Genomic DNA, 14482 nt, shown 5'->3' with positions numbered 1-14482 from the left:
CGTGCGCCCAATTTCACCGTCAAATCTATCCCACAATTTTAGCTGTGTCAGTCCAGTAGTGGCGTGGCACACCTAAAATGGTAGATTAGTATTGTAGGGGCGCATGGCGTGCGCCCAATTTCACCGTCAAATCTATTCCACAATGTTAGCTGTGCCAGTCCAGTAGTAAATCTATTTTTATCGCCATGTCGTCAAACTTTCTCAAGTTTATTGAGCTTATCTTTGAAAGTTTTATCCGTTAATTCAGGCATTTGTTTTTGTTTAACCACTCTGGCGGGAAAGGTTCTATCAAGTGACTGAGACAAGGTTCCGTATGCAGTCAGTTTGGCTATAAATCAGTAACTGAAATTTGCTTGATTCTCATAAGTGTTTTCCTGAACCGCTAAAGTAAACGCAATTGATTCTTTTGATTCCCTTTTCCTACCTGACTCGATTCCTGTTTATCATCTCCAGCCTCCTCTAGCTCTAACCAACTATCCCCTTGCCCATCTAACAAATATTGCGCGGCTTCTAACATATCTGCGGCAATATCTTTTAAATTATCCTGACTCTCTAAATACGTCTTCAGCGCATCCATGGGGTTCATGCCGCTACCCACACCCAATTCTGGCAAACGCGGACGGGCTAACTGACTGACTAATTCTGGACGAATTGTATAACTGTGCGCTTCACTCAAAGCTTGGTGAATTTTACTGTTATCAATTAAATCCAACTGATCAGAGCGCACCTGATAAATCAGCCGAACGACAACCTCGTTAATTGCTTTTTTCTGAATTACTTTAAGTAATGCCGCTTCTGGATCAGTTTCCTCAGCTAGATTCACGCTAATCGTGCAAAATGGACGTACAGGTAAAGGACAAAACTGCCACTGAACCTTACCTTTTTCTAACTCAATTAAAACATAACCCTTATCTTCCTTTTCTTCACTAAAATCAACCCGTTCAATACTACCCGGATAAACGACGGGCGGGTTATTAGATGGATTGAGATTTTGGTGGCGGTGGACATGTCCTAATGCGACATAATCAAAACACGATCGCGCCATCAGGGATAGGGGAATAGTAAAGCCTTTACCCACGGCTAAAAAACGCTCTGCCCCAAAACTAGCCCGATCTGCCATTAAATGGGCTAATAGAATAGTTGGCACTTGGGAATCCAGCCGCCGAATTTCTCCTTCTAAAATAGGTTCAAGGCGCTGAATTAATAACTCGTTCACCTCACCTAAGGCTAACCCTTCTGTTTCCGGGCGCGTCAGTAAGCTAGAACGAGTTAACCAGGGTAAGGTAATGACTTGTACTAAACCATTACGAGTTTGAATCAGGTGAGTTGCCAAAGTATCCCCAACAATAAATCCCGGCACACCTAGGGTACGATAAATACATAAACTCGCGCCCCCATTTCCTTGAGAATGTTGGTCATGATTACCTACTAGCAATACACTGGGAATTTCTGCATCGACTAAGCGGCGAAATTGAGTGGCAAAGGCTTCTTGTACGTAAGGCGGTGGTGTGGCGTCAGGAAAAGCATCGCCACCAAATAGGACTAAATCCACGGGTTCAGCAATGGCGCGATCAATACATTGAGATAAGGTATTGACAAAATCTTCTAGTCGTGTATTTAAACCCGTTTCTGGATTCGTTCGCCCGTGGGAGAAGCCGCTACCTAAATGGATATCTGACAGGTGAAGAATCTTAATCATAAGCAAAAACAGTTAAAACAGTTTTGATTTTGTTGGGGCGGGTTTCACGACTAACATTTTTTGTCATATCTGGGTTGGGGTTTCCAGTTGAGCGATCGCGCCTTGTAACTACTGTCAGCCTTCTTCCCAGTGCTGCAAGGTTTAAGAACACCATACCCTACGGGCGAAGTGAAGGGTCAAAACTTCCCCAATCCCTAAGTGTGTAGACCCGTACTAGCGTGGCACACCTAAAATGGTGGATTAGTATTGTAGGGGCGCACGGTGTGCGCCCAATTTCACCGTCAAATCTATTCCACAATTTTAGCTGTGTCAGTCCAGTACCTGAAAATATCGGTCAAAATATAAGTAAACCGCGATAATACCTGTAAATACGTAAGTTACACAAGGAGTTTACATGAGCAACACAAGTAACTTTCGCCAAGCCATTCGCAATGCTCAGGGTCAAGCCCTAGTCGGTCCCAATGTCATAGCCAATGCCCTACCCTACGTCGGCGGTGGATTGGTTTTAACGGCTGTCGGCACCTACGGTGGTTTGAATGTTCTTGCCACAAACCCAGGGATATTCATGACCACCTTCTGGGTTGCCCTGATTGCTGAATTAGCCCTATTTTTCGTCGCCCGTGGTGTGGCGGAGAAAGGCAATAACAGCACGGCATTGCCCCTGTTGGCGACCTATAGCCTACTTTCAGGTTATACCCTCAGTGGTATCGTCTTTGTTGCCCTCGGCACATCGGGGGTAGGGATTCAAGGGATTGGCATCGCTGCCCTCAGTTGTGGTATCACCTTTGTCGCTGCCCGTCAAATTGGCTCGAATCTCTCAGATCAAGATGGGATGGCGTTAACCCAAACCGTTCAACTGGGTATCATTGCCTTGTTGGTGGTGTTGGTAGGTCAGCTTATCTTGAGCTTTTTTGGCGTCTATACCCCTAGCTGGATAGAAATAGGCATCTCTGGCATTGGTGTATTGCTGTTTGTCGGTGCGGCGGTGGTGGATTTTTACATTTTGCCCCGCACTTATCGCAATGAGCAGTATCTGCCAGCCGCATTGTCAATGTACTTGACCTACATCAACTTGTTTATCTTTATTTTGCGGTTGCTGATTGCTTTGAATCGCGACTAATTGACTAACCCTATCCCACGCCTTTTCAAGCGTGGGATACCTATCATTGGTCTAGTGGGATTAAATTTTCTGTTTACCAGAAAATTGGGTTTAAAGCCTTGCCCTTTTCGGGCTGCTTTTATAAATCGTCCTGACGCTTTTTAAAAGTTAATGTATCATGCTGGTAGGAGGTGATGCAAGTGTTTAATTTAACCTACGAGTACAAACTCAAACCAACGTCTAGTCAAATTGCCATTTTTCAAGATTGGCTAGAACAATGCCGGCGCGTATACAACTATGCGTTAGCCGAAAGAAAAGATTGGTATCGTTCCCGTAGTTGCCGAATTAACGCTTGTTCCCTCCATTGCGAATACATCATCCCGGCTAATGCGCCGCGTCCAACTTATGCTAGTCAATGCCGTGGATTAACCGCATATCGAAAAACAAGTGAAAACCTGCAACAGGTTCATTCGCAAGTGTTGCAACAGACACTTAAGCGGATTGAGCAAGCATTTGTCAGCATCTGGGAAGGTGGACATGGGTTTCCCCGCTTTAAAAAGCTAGGAACCATGAGATCCTTCGTGTTTCCCGCATTGGGTAAAAATCCCGTTCAAGGAAACGCAATCAAACTACCCAAGATTGGATTAATCCGCTTTCGCCAATCGCGTCCAATACCAGATAACGCGATTATCAAACAAGCGCGTGTAGTCAAGCGGGCATCTGGTTGGTATGTAATGCTTACTTTGCAGTGGGATGTCCCCGTACCGGACATTCTTCCCCACGGAGAAGCCATCGGGATCGATGTCGGAATCAGTCATTTTGTGGCGGTGTCAAATGGTCAGTTATTCCCTAATCCGCGTCCGTTTAAACGCCTTGAACGCAAGCTTAGATTGCTGCAACAAAGGGTTAGCCGGAAGCAATTAGGATCAAATAACCGAGCAAAGGCACAAGCCAAGGTCAGCCGACTACATGAACGGATAGCCAATACTCGCAAGCAATATCACTGGGAATTAGCCCATAACTTGTGCGATTGGGCTGGTATGGTATTTGCCGAAGATCTCAACCTCAAGGGATTAGCCAAAGGGATGTTAGCTAAGCAGTGTCTAGACGCTGGTTGGGGGCAATTTCTAGGTATTCTTCGAGCGTGCTGTTTTAAGCGGGGAGTCTATTTCCAGAAAATAGACGCCAAGAAAACCAGTCAAACTTGTCCTGAATGCTTAGTTGAAACAGGCAAGAAACCGCTATCTCAACGGGTTCACTCCTGCCAGTATTGCGGCTACACAACCGATAGGGATGTAGCAGCCGCGCAAATAGTCTGCATTCGTGGACTTGCAGCCGTGGGACACACGGTCAAGATGCTTTGTGAGGGTAAACACATCGGTGTCCCTGAGAAGAAATAATCCTCACGCCTAAAGGCGTCAGGAGTGTCAAAATTGATAAAGGGTAGTAAATTACCAAAACCAAGAAACATGGAAGTTTTAGAGATTAAACGCGAAGTCGAAACCTTGTCCCTTCGCCTGGGAAAAACCCAGGACTATCTTTGACATCCCTGCCCTAACTGCCAAAATTAAAGACTTAGAGCAACAAGCCGCTCAACCGGATTTTTGGGATGACCAAACCTTCGCTCAGCGAACCCTGCAAAAGCTTAATGACCTGAAATTGAATCTCCAGCAGTACCATCAGTGGAAAAGTAATCTAGAGGATGCAAAAGCAGTTCTGGAATTGCTGGAACTCGAAACCGATGAAGCACTACTGCAAGAAGCCCAAACCAATGTAGTTAAGCTCAATCGCGAACTTGACCGTTGGGAATTAGAACAGCTACTATCGGGTCCCTATGACGCCAATGGTGCTGTACTGGCGATTAATGCTGGAGCTGGCGGAACAGATGCCCAAGATTGGGCGCAAATGCTGCTGCGAATGTACACCCGTTGGGCAGAAAGTCAAGGGTATAAAGTGCAGTTGGCAGAACTCTCAGAAGGGGATGAAGCCGGAATTAAGTCAGCTACGTTGGAAATTCAGGGACTCCGCGCCTATGGCTATTTGAAAGCGGAGAAAGGAACTCACCGACTGGTGCGAATTTCTCCCTTTAACGCCAACGGTAAGCGGCAAACCAGTTTTGCGGGCGTTGAAGTCATGCCCATGCTAGACGAAGGTGTAAACCTAGATATTCCCGAAACGGATTTAGAGATTACCACCTCTCGTTCTGGGGGTAAGGGTGGTCAAAATGTCAACAAAGTAGAAACCGCCGTTCGGGTTGTGCATGTTCCCACAGGACTTGCCGTGCGCTGTACCCAGGAGCGATCGCAACTGCAAAACAAGGAAAAAGCCCTCGCCCTCCTGAAAGCCAAGCTATTGGTGATTGCACAAGAACAACGCGCCCAGGAAATTGCCGAAATCCGAGGCGATATAGTTGAAGCCGCTTGGGGGAATCAAATTCGCAATTATGTATTCCACCCTTACCAGTTGGTGAAAGACTTACGGACGAATGTGGAAACCACAGGCGTTGATGATGTCATGAATGGAACTCTTGATCCCTTCATCGAAGCCTACCTGCGTCAGGAAAATCAATTGACCTAATCAGTTTGGGATGGGGAAGATGGGTGTGGAGTGTGGGGTATCGGGGCGGGTTTAATGATTATCGTTTCTTGATCATCTAGATTGGACTAAACCCGCCCTGACCAAATTTGGCAAATTACGAATGGCAATTTGTTACATTATGTAAATAAAGGCGATAAAATAGTTTTTAGCGTCAAATCACCATTAATAATGAGTCAACCCTCGACACCCTCGGATACAGCGAAGTCCCCTTTTGCTGAACAGCCAACAGCAAACGCCGCCTTCAATGAACCTAAACCCAGTTACGTGAAATTAGCGATGCGTAACATGGTGCGTAAAGGAGGCAAATCCCTACAGCACTTTTTTCTAACCACTGTGGGTCTATTAGCTGTGCTGATTGGTTTAGCTTACCTGACTCGTTAACGTTCCCATAGCTTACCTCACAAGAGAGGCGGCACGAGTGAATATCGAATTAATAGTGCAGGATTGTTTCTTTGAAGCCTCCCAGTCAGCGACTCTGGAAGCCAATTCCCTCACGAACCCAATTTCCACTTCCACTTGGGAACATTGGTTCAGCCAGTGGCTCGAAACACTGCACCCAGATAGTCCGCCAGCGCTGGGGTATGAACTGACACTACGCCTGAGTGACGACGCAGAAATTCAGGCACTTAATTCTCAGTTCCGCCACAAAAATCAACCCACTGACGTACTTTCCTTCGCCGCATTAGAGGTAGACTCGCCTCAGATACCTCCAGACATGCAAGGGGCTGAATCAGTCTACCTGGGAGATATCGTCATTTCAGTGGAAACCGCTTATCGCCAAGCTCAACAACAGGGTCATCCCTTAGAAGTAGAGCTGGCTTGGTTAGCAACCCATGGGTTGTTACATCTTTTAGGGTGGGATCATCCGGATGAGGAAAGCTTGCTGCGAATGCTAAACCAGCAGAAAGCTTTACTACAGATTGTCAACTTGACGTTACCCGTATAATGACACTGGATTCAGTGTCAGTTCATCACTAGCAATGGAATTCAATCCCCATGGTTTATCACAATACTCATTCTGCTAACTCTCAATACCTGGTTCCCAGCTCCCGGTCGATAGTGCAGGATCTGTCACTTCCCAAACCGCCAAAGCCTGAGTCTAATCATAGATTCAAACGAGACTTGGCTTGGTGTATTGCCCCAACATTGATGGTGAGTTTTAAATATGCTTGGGCGGGAGTGCGCTATGCCTTTGTCACCCAAAGGAACTTTCGCATTCATACCCTGATTGGCACCGTGGCAATTAGCTTAGCTATTTTGTTAGAGTTGACACCTGTAGAAATTGCCGTGATTGGCTTGACCAGTGGGCTAGTCATGACCCTGGAATTGCTGAATACGGCAGTTGAGGCGGTTGTGGACTTAACGGTTAAACAGTCTTATCATGAGCTAGCAAAAGTAGCTAAAGACTGTGCAGCAGGTGCTGTTCTCATCTCCGCGATCGCAGCCCTACTCGTGGCTGGCTCCCTACTCTTGCCTCCCTTAATGACTCGTATCCTTTTACTGATACGTTAAGCTATTTTTTTAACCTAAATTACAGTGTAACGTTTTGTCGTGGTTAGGGTGAGTTCAAAAGGAGTGTAAATTTTGATTATTGTCATTGATAACTACGACAGTTTTACCTATAACCTGGTGCAGTATCTCGGTGAACTAGGATTCAAATTGCCCGTTGCTGCTGATATTCAGGTTTACCGCAATGACCAAATTGACCTAGAGCAACTGCGCCAGTTAAACCCTGATGGGATAGTTATTTCCCCAGGACCCGGACGCCCAGATGATGCCGGAATCTCCTGTGAGTTAATTCACCAGCTTGGTGCAACTGTACCCATCTTAGGCGTCTGTCTGGGTCATCAAAGTATGGGTCAAGTCTTTGGCGGAAAAATTATCTGTGCTCCCCTGTTGATGCATGGTAAAACTTCGGAAATTTACCACACCGGAGTAGGTGTTTTCCAGAATCTGCCCAATCCCTTTGTCGCCACTCGATATCACAGCCTAGTGATTGACAAAGAAAGCTGTCCAGAAGTGCTGGAAATTACGGCTTGGGTGGAGGATGGGACAATTATGGGGGTGAGACACCGGAACTATCCCCATCTCCAAGGCGTCCAATTTCATCCAGAGAGTGTTTTGACCGATTGTGGCAAACAGTTATTGCAAAATTTTCTAGTATCTCTTCCAGCAGCGACTCAAAACCCTATGGTTCTAGCTTAAGTATTAGGAGTAGTGATTAACTAACAATGAAACGGCGACAGTTGATGCGCTACGTGGGTGCAGGAGTGTTTAGCACTTTGGGAACGACATTGGCTGCACAATTCCAGTCAGCAGGGGCACAGTCGGCTAATGAAACGTTGACAGTTCAGTGGTTAGGACATACCTGCTTTTTGTTTACAGGCGAGGGGATGCGGATTCTGGTTAATCCGTTTCGGACAGTCGGGTGTACAGCAGGCTATCGTCCACCGAAAGTGGAATCTGATTTGGTTTTAATTAGCTCTCAGTTGTTGGACGAAGGTGCGGCTGAGGGATTGCCAGGAAATCCGCGTATCCTATTTCAACCGGGAGTTTATCAGATCGGGGGTATTCGATTCCAAGGGATTAGTATTCCTCATGATCGCCAAGGTGGACGCCGATTGGGGAATAATGTGGCATGGCAATGGGAGCAAAGTGGGATTAAACTGCTGCATTTAGGTGGGGCGGCGGCACCTATTGAAATTGAGCAGAAAATCCTCATGGGGCGTCCTGATGTGGTATTTGTGCCTGTTGGCGGCAGTATCAAAGCGTATAATCCTCAAGAGGCTAAACAAGCGATCGGTGTGTTGAATCCGAAAATGGTAGTCCCGACTCATTTCCGTACCCAAGCAGCGGATGAAACCTGTCAGGGGGACTATGGGATTGGATCAGTTGATGAGTTTTTAACTGTGATGGAGGGAATGCCCGTAAGTCGGATAAACAGCGATACGCTGACGTTGAAATTCTCAGATTTACCCCAGAATCTTTCGATGATTAAAGTGTTGAGTTATCGATTTTAAGGGAGAATAGCAAGCGCCATAGCGGTTAGGATGCATCATTGTATAATATTATGGCGATTCGGATCACGTCATAATTTTCAATTTGACATGATCCGAATCGCCTATTTAGCTGAGAAAGTTCACTCCCATCTACAGTTAACGAGTTGCCAATCCAACTTCCGTAGCTGAGCGATACAACATCGAAAGCTGACGATTTTTGAGAACTCGTTGCTGCTTGCTCATCCGAGAACGAGCTTTCTCTTGACTGGTAACTAAAGTGGGTGCTTTTTCTGGCGCAACACCATTATTAGCAACAGTCCCTGGTGTTTGATAACGAACGCCGCGATATTGCAGGTTGACTCGCGGTTGTAACACTGGCGGATTTTTTAAATTGCGGAATCGCCAGTCCCAACCCCGATATTTACCACCAGATCCCGATTCGACAGTTTCTACCGTAGGGGGATTGTAATCGTATTTGATGCCGCGATAATTAAGTTTCATGGTCTTCGCCTCGTAATGCAACTGTAGTGATATGAGGCGCGTTCCTTCGGGAGTTGTCCCTACTTCCGTCCCTCTAATCATCTTTCACGGTTAATTGATTAATGGCTAGAGAGATGAACGATTTATTTGTTCTGTATCTATTGTTACTGTTTTTCGAGAAAATGTCAACTTTTTAACAAAACTTTACCTTTTGAGGGTTTTCTGAGGTGATTGTCTGAGTCCACAATTTTCAGTATCAGACGCTAAGGTGATTGGTATGAGTGATCAAAGTAAAGGGTTCAAGGTTGTTGCTGATAATCGGCAAGCACGTTTCCGCTATGAGATTTTAGAGTCTTATGAAGCGGGCGTTGAGTTAAAAGGGACAGAAGTTAAGTCTATCCGCGAGGGTCGGGTCAATTTGCGCGATGGGTATGCCCTAATTCGCAAGGGTGAGGCTTGGCTGCTGAACGTACATGTTTCGCCGTACCAAAGTAGCAGCCTCTACTTCAATCACGACCCGCTTCGCACCCGTAAACTGTTGCTGCACAAGCAGGAAATCAGCAAACTTGTAGGCAAAGTAGAACAACAAGGGTTAACCATAGTGCCGTTAAAAATGTATTTGAAGCGAGGCTTAGTGAAAGTGAGCCTGGGTTTGTGTAAAGGGAAAAAATTGCACGACAAGCGCGAGACAATTAAGCGGCGTCAGGATGAGCGTGAAATGGCGCGAGTTGTTCAGCGCTATTAAATATACTCACAGATCAAAACGATGTCTGTGCTTCCAGACAAGGGTGGGTGCGAGATAGACAGAAAGGGATTGGCAAAACCCACCCCAACTAATCAGTTCCCCCGCACTTGCGGAATCAAAGAGGTTATCGCCCTAACTGTTCCCGAACCAAGTCTCGGTTGCGTTGTGCTTGTTCGTAGTTGGGATCAAGTTCAATGGCACGCTCAAAGGCTGTGAGAGCCTCTTCGTAGCGCTGCAAAAGAAACATGGTTACGCCGCGATTTTGCCAAACTCTCGCTTGTTGATCGTCGATTTCCAGGGCGCGATCATGAGAAGTTAAGGCATCCTCGTACCGCCCCAGTTGTCCTAAAGCCACACCTCGATTATCCCAGGCTGCCAAATCTTGAGGATTGATCTCCAAAGCGTTGTCGAAAGATCCTACTGCGTCTTCATATCGTTCTAGTTCTGTCATCAGCAGCGTACCTCGGTTATACCAGACTGACGCATCATTGGGATTAATAGCGATCGCGTTGTCGCAAGCCTCCAGTGCTTCCTCGCCTGTGAGTTCATAACACCGATCAAACCAGTAATCAAACTCATTCACCTCTTGCACCAATAATTGCGTGGCTGGGATCACGGATTTAGAGTTGAGTTGGGGCACCATTGCGGCTATCGAGGGCGGGGATAATTGAGCCAAAATCGCTGTTGTTGTCAAGAGTAAACTCAAAGAAAAATAGTTCATGGCATGATAAAGGTTAGGATTACCACGTCACTCGCCCATCTAACTGCTGGAGTAGATGAGATCCGACACCTGGAACTTGGTCAAGGTCAGCTAATGACGTGAATGGCTTTTGCGATCGCGCGGCAATAATTCGCTCAGCTAGTTTGGGTCCAATTCCAGGTAGAGTTTCCAGTTCCTCCTGAGTGGCGGTGTTGAGGTTGACTATCCCACTAAAAGTTGGGGCGTTCGGATCGTTTGCCTGAGTAATCTCGTCACAGGATTGTAGCTGGTTCTGAATCCTTTGCTGAACCGCCACCGGGACACCCAGTATGGCATTCGTGTACAGACGTTCAAATTCACGTTCAAAATGAGCGGCGACTAGAGGACTATCAATCACCAAAACCGTCTCGTCGTTTTGAGTATTGGCTGCTTCTGACCAATTATGAGACCCTGTAATCACCGTTTTCCCGTCTACCACGCCAAACTTATGATGTAACAGATCGCCTGATGGGAGTTTAGGGATACCGACTGTGGCAATCGGATCTTGCCAAGGACGATTACCCGCTTCATAGCGACACTCATTACTCAGCGCCACACCTAATAAATCTAGTCCTTCACTGTAGTAGCGATAGGCAAAACCTCGATCGATTAACGCTTTAACTTGGACACCCTTTTCATCTGAAGTTTGTAACTGATCTGCCAGTCGCTGTTCAGAAAAGACAAACAATGCCAGATTAATGGTTTGGGCAGCACTTTGCAGGGTTTGCTCAATGAAACCATTACTGCTTTGACTCCAGGGTTGAGTTGGTGACGTGGGCGAAAACTTGACAGTCACAGTGGTATCTCCGAGGGTAACCTGCCTTGGAGGGCGTGGTGACTTTTTGACGCCAAACTGACTGTCGGCTTTGCCACCGGGCCCATCTCCCCACATTTGGTTAAATTCTTCGGTAAAATAATTCGCTAATTCAATACTTTCAATTTTGACGAGATTGTTGGCATTACCACGAGTGTCTGGTGCTTGAAAGTCGCCATGAATGTCACTGGTGGTAAAGTTAGCGGAGGTAACCACAACCTTGTATCCATCCACAATGACAAACTTGTGGTGCATCAAGCCGCTACCTTGAGAGCCATCGGCTGTATCGTCTAGGATAGGAACGCCAGCATTTTGTAAAATAACCAAAGCATCTCGTTGATTAATTTCACTAGGGGTCAGTTTGCCATCGTTATCACTGTCAATTAACCGTAAATTCTCTTGGGCGCGGTTGCGTTCCCGAGGTGGCAGTTTAGCTAGATCTTCGGCTGGGATTTCACTCCAAGAGAGGTTATAGGTATTTTCTAGGATCACCCTGACTCTAACCCCCGCCTGATGTCGTTGAACCAGAGCTTGAGCAATTTGCGGCAAGCGCAACTCTTGGACAGCAACATCGATAGTGGATTGAGCCGTCGCGATCGCTTCGACAATAATCTGCTCTAAATTATCGCCCGGTCGAGTCACTGAGCGATAGGGTTCCTTGTAGGTTGTTGAGGGGGAATGGTTAAAATAGACCTGAACAAAGGGGTCTTGGGGTAAGGGAGGCGGACGGTGAACTTGAGGTTGAGGAGGTTGACAAGCGGACAGAGTTAATACAATAAGCCAGATGATACCTTGATGCCAGTAGGATTGAGTCATTAAATCCATATTAGATTCACTTATTGCTTTGATTATTTTTTATCACCTAGGTCAACATAAACCAAGTAGGCTGTCAATGGGAATTGATCCCTTGAGACAAGCCGGAGAAGCTAGGAAAGTATAAGATACATGGGACTCTGAGCCATCGGACTAGAACGGCTGATCGGGGTTTTTCTGATTCAGTTTGAAATAAGGTTCAAGGATTTGTCCCTATTGAACTAACATAAAAATACAATGAACAACTTAAATCTCGTTTTCCACAACCTGAATGGGGGAAGTCACTATCAGGAAGATAACATGGTCACGTCTAGGGTTTGAACCCATCCCACCGTTTTATGTCGAGACGAAAAAAGACATTTCCGTGCGGTCATAAGGGGTATGGTCAAACCTGCCACCGATGTGAGCAAGACAACAAGGCACGGGAAGCTAAAAAGCAACAAAAGCAAGAATGGGAGTCTACTTTTGATAATGATCCCATTGACTTAAAGGATTTGCCCACCCATGTGGTGGTCAAAGCCCGTGTGATTATCGCTGGCTTGGAAGAACAAAAGAACTACCGAGAATTTGGCGGCAAGCGACTACGCCACAATCGCTGGATCGTCAGTATCCCGGTTACTCGTAACTATCGGATGATTTGTCATGACTACGGGAGTTTGTTGGTTCCCTACGCTGTCTTGTCTCACGAGGACTACAATGTGGATAAACCCGGTGAGTAGAGGGATGAAAGAGTTTTGACTATTCGCAACCCTTTGCGGGCATGGCGCGTGAGTTTTGAGTGTTTCTGTTCAATGATTAATGACCAATGACCAAAACGTCAGACTTTGGGCACAGAATAAGCAGTCCTCAGAGCTATATGCTGAAACTATAGCCCGTCGCCGAGTGAAAAAGGATGATGGCAGATAGCTAATGTGATAGTATATGCTCATATAAGCTTACATTTACTCACATGGGCTATGTTCCTTTAAGAGAAGCTGTTAAGCGACTTGGATTACACAAAAACACGAAGCAGGAAGTACGCAGACAATGGCATCATTCCCTCTATACGCAAGAGAGCCGGACAAAGGCTTTTTGATGTCGAAGCCTATCTGGGAGCAGGTGCTAGAAGTGCCACTGTTTGTTATTGTCTCCTCTCCAGTGCAAAGCAGCGAGACGACCTGGCCCGACAAATCGCCTATAGGTAGAGACGCGCCATGGCGCGTCTCTACCCACAAGCCGAAATCGTCAAAGACATCGGAAGTGGACTCAACTTCAATCATGAAGGATTGCGTTCCTTACTGGACAGACTTCTTAGAGGAGATAAGCTCACAATTGTTGTTGCCTGTAAAGACCGATTGTGCCGATTTGGATTCGAGCTTATACAGTACCTGGTCGAGCAAAACGGTGGGAGCATCGTGGTTCTCGACCAGACTGTACACTGTCCACAGTCAGAACTTACCCAGGATCTACTCTCCATCGTCCACGTCAACTCTAGTCGAATGCAGGACTGGAGAAAGTACAGTAAGAAAATCAAAAAAGATCCGAGTTTACCTAAACCCTGAGCAGAGAAACCTGGTCAAAGGATGGATGGGGGTCTCAAGGTTTGTTTTCAATCGAACCGTTGAATACTTGCAGCAACCTGACACTAAGGCTAACTGGAAAGCGATTAAAGGGGACATATTAAACACCTTGCCGGAATGGTGTAAAAAAGTCCCCTATCAAATTAAATCAATAGCCATCAAGGATGCTTGCACAGCCCTAAGAGAAGCCTTGATGAAATATAAGAAAACGGGACAAATCCAGAAAGTCAAGTTTCGTTCTCGCAAAGACAGAATTCAGTCTTGCTATATTCCTAAATCAGCCGTAACTGACTTGGGAATATATCACACAATATTGGGTAAAATACGCTACACAGAACAGTTGCCCGACAATATTGGGGATTGCCGATTAGTGTTCCATCACTCTCAACACTACATCTGCATTCCCCATGACGTGCCACGACAATTGTCCGAGAACCAAGGACGTGTCGTGGCGCTAGACCCTGGCGTTCGGTCGTTCCTGACTCTGTTCACTGAAGATAGTTTTGGCTGGATAGGGACGGGAGATATTGGACGCATCCAACGACTCTGTTACTACCTCGATGATTTAATTTATCGTACAACTAAAGTCAAAGCCAAGCAGCGTCGGAGACTTAAAAAAGCGGCTGACCGATTAAGGCTGAGAATTCGCCATTTAATTGATGAGATGCATCACAAAGTTGCTCGGTTTTTAGTCGATAACTTTGATGTAATTTTGCTACCAACATTTGATGTATCTCAGATGGTGGTCAAATCCACAAGAAAACTCAGATCTAAATCAGTCAGACAAATGTTGTCCTGGGCGCATTACCGCTTTGAAAGGTTCTTGAAGCACAAGGCGTTTGAGACGGGCAAAGTCGTACTTGATTGCAATGAAGCCTACACCAGTAAAACCGTAAGCTGGACAGGTGAAATCATTTCTAATCTTGGTGGAAAAAAA

16 protein-coding genes and 1 riboswitch are annotated in these 14482 nt (G+C 46.1%); of the genes, 12 read left to right on the top strand and 4 right to left on the bottom strand.

The genetic code is table 11. The features are described from left to right. Window positions 1-382: 382 nt before the first annotated feature. Complete coding sequence (gene sbcD, locus RIM23_RS08040; RefSeq protein WP_446366028.1) at window positions 383-1699, bottom strand: exonuclease subunit SbcD; 1317 nt, start codon at window positions 1697-1699, stop codon at window positions 383-385. Window positions 1700-2093: 394 nt separating this feature from the next. Between sbcD and RIM23_RS08035 the strand changes: the two genes are divergently transcribed. The 8 genes from RIM23_RS08035 to RIM23_RS08000 all read left to right on the top strand — a co-directional run bounded on the left by RIM23_RS08035 (window position 2094) and on the right by RIM23_RS08000 (window position 8416). Further along, the gene (locus RIM23_RS08035) at window positions 2094-2819 is read left to right on the top strand and encodes a Bax inhibitor-1/YccA family protein (protein WP_446366026.1); all 726 of its coding nucleotides are present in this window, start codon (window positions 2094-2096) and stop codon (window positions 2817-2819) included. A 179-nt stretch (window positions 2820-2998) separates the two neighbouring features. Beyond that, window positions 2999-4198 carry an RNA-guided endonuclease InsQ/TnpB family protein gene (locus RIM23_RS08030; protein ID WP_446366024.1) on the top strand — a complete coding sequence of 400 codons (1200 nt, stop codon included), beginning with the start codon at window positions 2999-3001 and terminating at the stop codon, window positions 4196-4198. Between the two features lie 69 nt (window positions 4199-4267). Continuing rightward, a protein-coding gene (gene prfB / locus RIM23_RS08025) for a peptide chain release factor 2 (RefSeq protein WP_446366022.1) occupies window positions 4268-5375 on the top strand; the annotation gives its coding sequence in 2 pieces (ribosomal slippage) (window positions 4268-4339 and window positions 4341-5375; 1107 coding nt in all). A 189-nt stretch (window positions 5376-5564) separates the two neighbouring features. Continuing rightward, window positions 5565-5777 (top strand): DUF3285 domain-containing protein, encoded by a 213-nt coding sequence (locus RIM23_RS08020; protein ID WP_446366020.1) that lies wholly within the window; start codon window positions 5565-5567, stop codon window positions 5775-5777. Between the two features lie 37 nt (window positions 5778-5814). Continuing rightward, window positions 5815-6342 carry an rRNA maturation RNase YbeY gene (gene ybeY / locus RIM23_RS08015; protein WP_446366018.1) on the top strand — a complete coding sequence of 176 codons (528 nt, stop codon included), beginning with the start codon at window positions 5815-5817 and terminating at the stop codon, window positions 6340-6342. Window positions 6343-6392: 50 nt separating this feature from the next. Further along, window positions 6393-6908: a diacylglycerol kinase family protein gene (locus tag RIM23_RS08010; protein ID WP_446366016.1), complete on the top strand. Its 516-nt coding sequence runs from the start codon at window positions 6393-6395 to the stop codon at window positions 6906-6908. 72 nt (window positions 6909-6980) lie between these two features. Beyond that, the gene (locus RIM23_RS08005) at window positions 6981-7601 is read left to right on the top strand and encodes an anthranilate synthase component II (protein ID WP_446366014.1); all 621 of its coding nucleotides are present in this window, start codon (window positions 6981-6983) and stop codon (window positions 7599-7601) included. A 26-nt stretch (window positions 7602-7627) separates the two neighbouring features. Beyond that, window positions 7628-8416 carry an MBL fold metallo-hydrolase gene (locus RIM23_RS08000; protein WP_446366012.1) on the top strand — a complete coding sequence of 263 codons (789 nt, stop codon included), beginning with the start codon at window positions 7628-7630 and terminating at the stop codon, window positions 8414-8416. 135 nt (window positions 8417-8551) lie between these two features. Here the strand turns inward: RIM23_RS08000 and RIM23_RS07995 are convergent, their stop codons facing one another. Beyond that, window positions 8552-8896 carry a DUF4278 domain-containing protein gene (locus tag RIM23_RS07995; RefSeq protein ID WP_446334907.1) on the bottom strand — a complete coding sequence of 115 codons (345 nt, stop codon included), beginning with the start codon at window positions 8894-8896 and terminating at the stop codon, window positions 8552-8554. Between the two features lie 35 nt (window positions 8897-8931). Next, window positions 8932-9018: riboswitch (Glutamine riboswitch) on the bottom strand. Between the two features lie 134 nt (window positions 9019-9152). Here RIM23_RS07995 and smpB point away from each other — a divergent pair. Next, window positions 9153-9620, top strand: a complete 468-nt coding sequence (gene smpB / locus RIM23_RS07990) for an SsrA-binding protein SmpB (protein WP_446361119.1) — start codon at window positions 9153-9155, stop codon at window positions 9618-9620. A gap of 124 nt (window positions 9621-9744) precedes the next feature. Here the strand turns inward: smpB and RIM23_RS07985 are convergent, their stop codons facing one another. Both RIM23_RS07985 and RIM23_RS07980 read right to left on the bottom strand, forming a co-directional pair. Next, window positions 9745-10341, bottom strand: a complete 597-nt coding sequence (locus tag RIM23_RS07985; protein ID WP_446366011.1) for a tetratricopeptide repeat protein — start codon at window positions 10339-10341, stop codon at window positions 9745-9747. Between the two features lie 19 nt (window positions 10342-10360). After that, a complete protein-coding gene (locus tag RIM23_RS07980) occupies window positions 10361-11989 on the bottom strand; it encodes a phospholipase D-like domain-containing protein (RefSeq protein ID WP_446366009.1) in 1629 nt (542 codons plus the stop codon). Window positions 11990-12324: 335 nt separating this feature from the next. Here RIM23_RS07980 and RIM23_RS07975 point away from each other — a divergent pair, with 335 nt between their 5' ends. From RIM23_RS07975 to RIM23_RS07965, 3 genes are all read left to right on the top strand, one after another. Beyond that, window positions 12325-12705: a DUF7682 family zinc-binding protein gene (locus RIM23_RS07975; RefSeq protein WP_446366007.1), complete on the top strand. Its 381-nt coding sequence runs from the start codon at window positions 12325-12327 to the stop codon at window positions 12703-12705. A gap of 474 nt (window positions 12706-13179) precedes the next feature. Continuing rightward, window positions 13180-13527, top strand: a complete 348-nt coding sequence (locus RIM23_RS07970) for an IS607 family transposase (protein WP_446366005.1) — start codon at window positions 13180-13182, stop codon at window positions 13525-13527. Then, window positions 13430-14482: RNA-guided endonuclease InsQ/TnpB family protein (locus RIM23_RS07965; protein WP_446366030.1), on the top strand; the 1053-nt coding region annotated here is incomplete at its 3' end. The genes RIM23_RS07970 and RIM23_RS07965, both read left to right, overlap by 98 nt.

The organism is Coleofasciculus sp. G3-WIS-01, from assembly GCF_040223135.1.
Lineage (GTDB): Bacteria > Cyanobacteriota > Cyanobacteriia > Cyanobacteriales > Coleofasciculaceae > Coleofasciculus.
Note: the sequence above shows the minus strand (reverse complement) of the source record. Positions and strands in the feature narration are given on the sequence as shown.

Bases quoted from the DNA above. Each gene is read 5' to 3' on its own strand.
- RIM23_RS08020 (WP_446366020.1), top strand. From the start codon at position 5,565: ATGAGTCAACCCTCGACACCCTCGGATACAGCGAAGTCCCCTTTTGCT.
- RIM23_RS07995 (WP_446334907.1), bottom strand. From the start codon at position 8,896: ATGAAACTTAATTATCGCGGCATCAAATACGATTACAATCCCCCTACG.
- smpB (WP_446361119.1), top strand. From the start codon at position 9,153: ATGAGTGATCAAAGTAAAGGGTTCAAGGTTGTTGCTGATAATCGGCAA.
- sbcD (WP_446366028.1), bottom strand. From the start codon at position 1,699: ATGATTAAGATTCTTCACCTGTCAGATATCCATTTAGGTAGCGGCTTC.
- RIM23_RS08000 (WP_446366012.1), top strand. From the start codon at position 7,628: ATGAAACGGCGACAGTTGATGCGCTACGTGGGTGCAGGAGTGTTTAGC.
- RIM23_RS07980 (WP_446366009.1), bottom strand. From the start codon at position 11,989: ATGACTCAATCCTACTGGCATCAAGGTATCATCTGGCTTATTGTATTA.
- RIM23_RS07985 (WP_446366011.1), bottom strand. From the start codon at position 10,341: ATGAACTATTTTTCTTTGAGTTTACTCTTGACAACAACAGCGATTTTG.
- RIM23_RS08035 (WP_446366026.1), top strand. From the start codon at position 2,094: ATGAGCAACACAAGTAACTTTCGCCAAGCCATTCGCAATGCTCAGGGT.
- RIM23_RS08010 (WP_446366016.1), top strand. From the start codon at position 6,393: ATGGTTTATCACAATACTCATTCTGCTAACTCTCAATACCTGGTTCCC.
- RIM23_RS07975 (WP_446366007.1), top strand. From the start codon at position 12,325: ATGTCGAGACGAAAAAAGACATTTCCGTGCGGTCATAAGGGGTATGGT.
- RIM23_RS07970 (WP_446366005.1), top strand. From the start codon at position 13,180: ATGGCGCGTCTCTACCCACAAGCCGAAATCGTCAAAGACATCGGAAGT.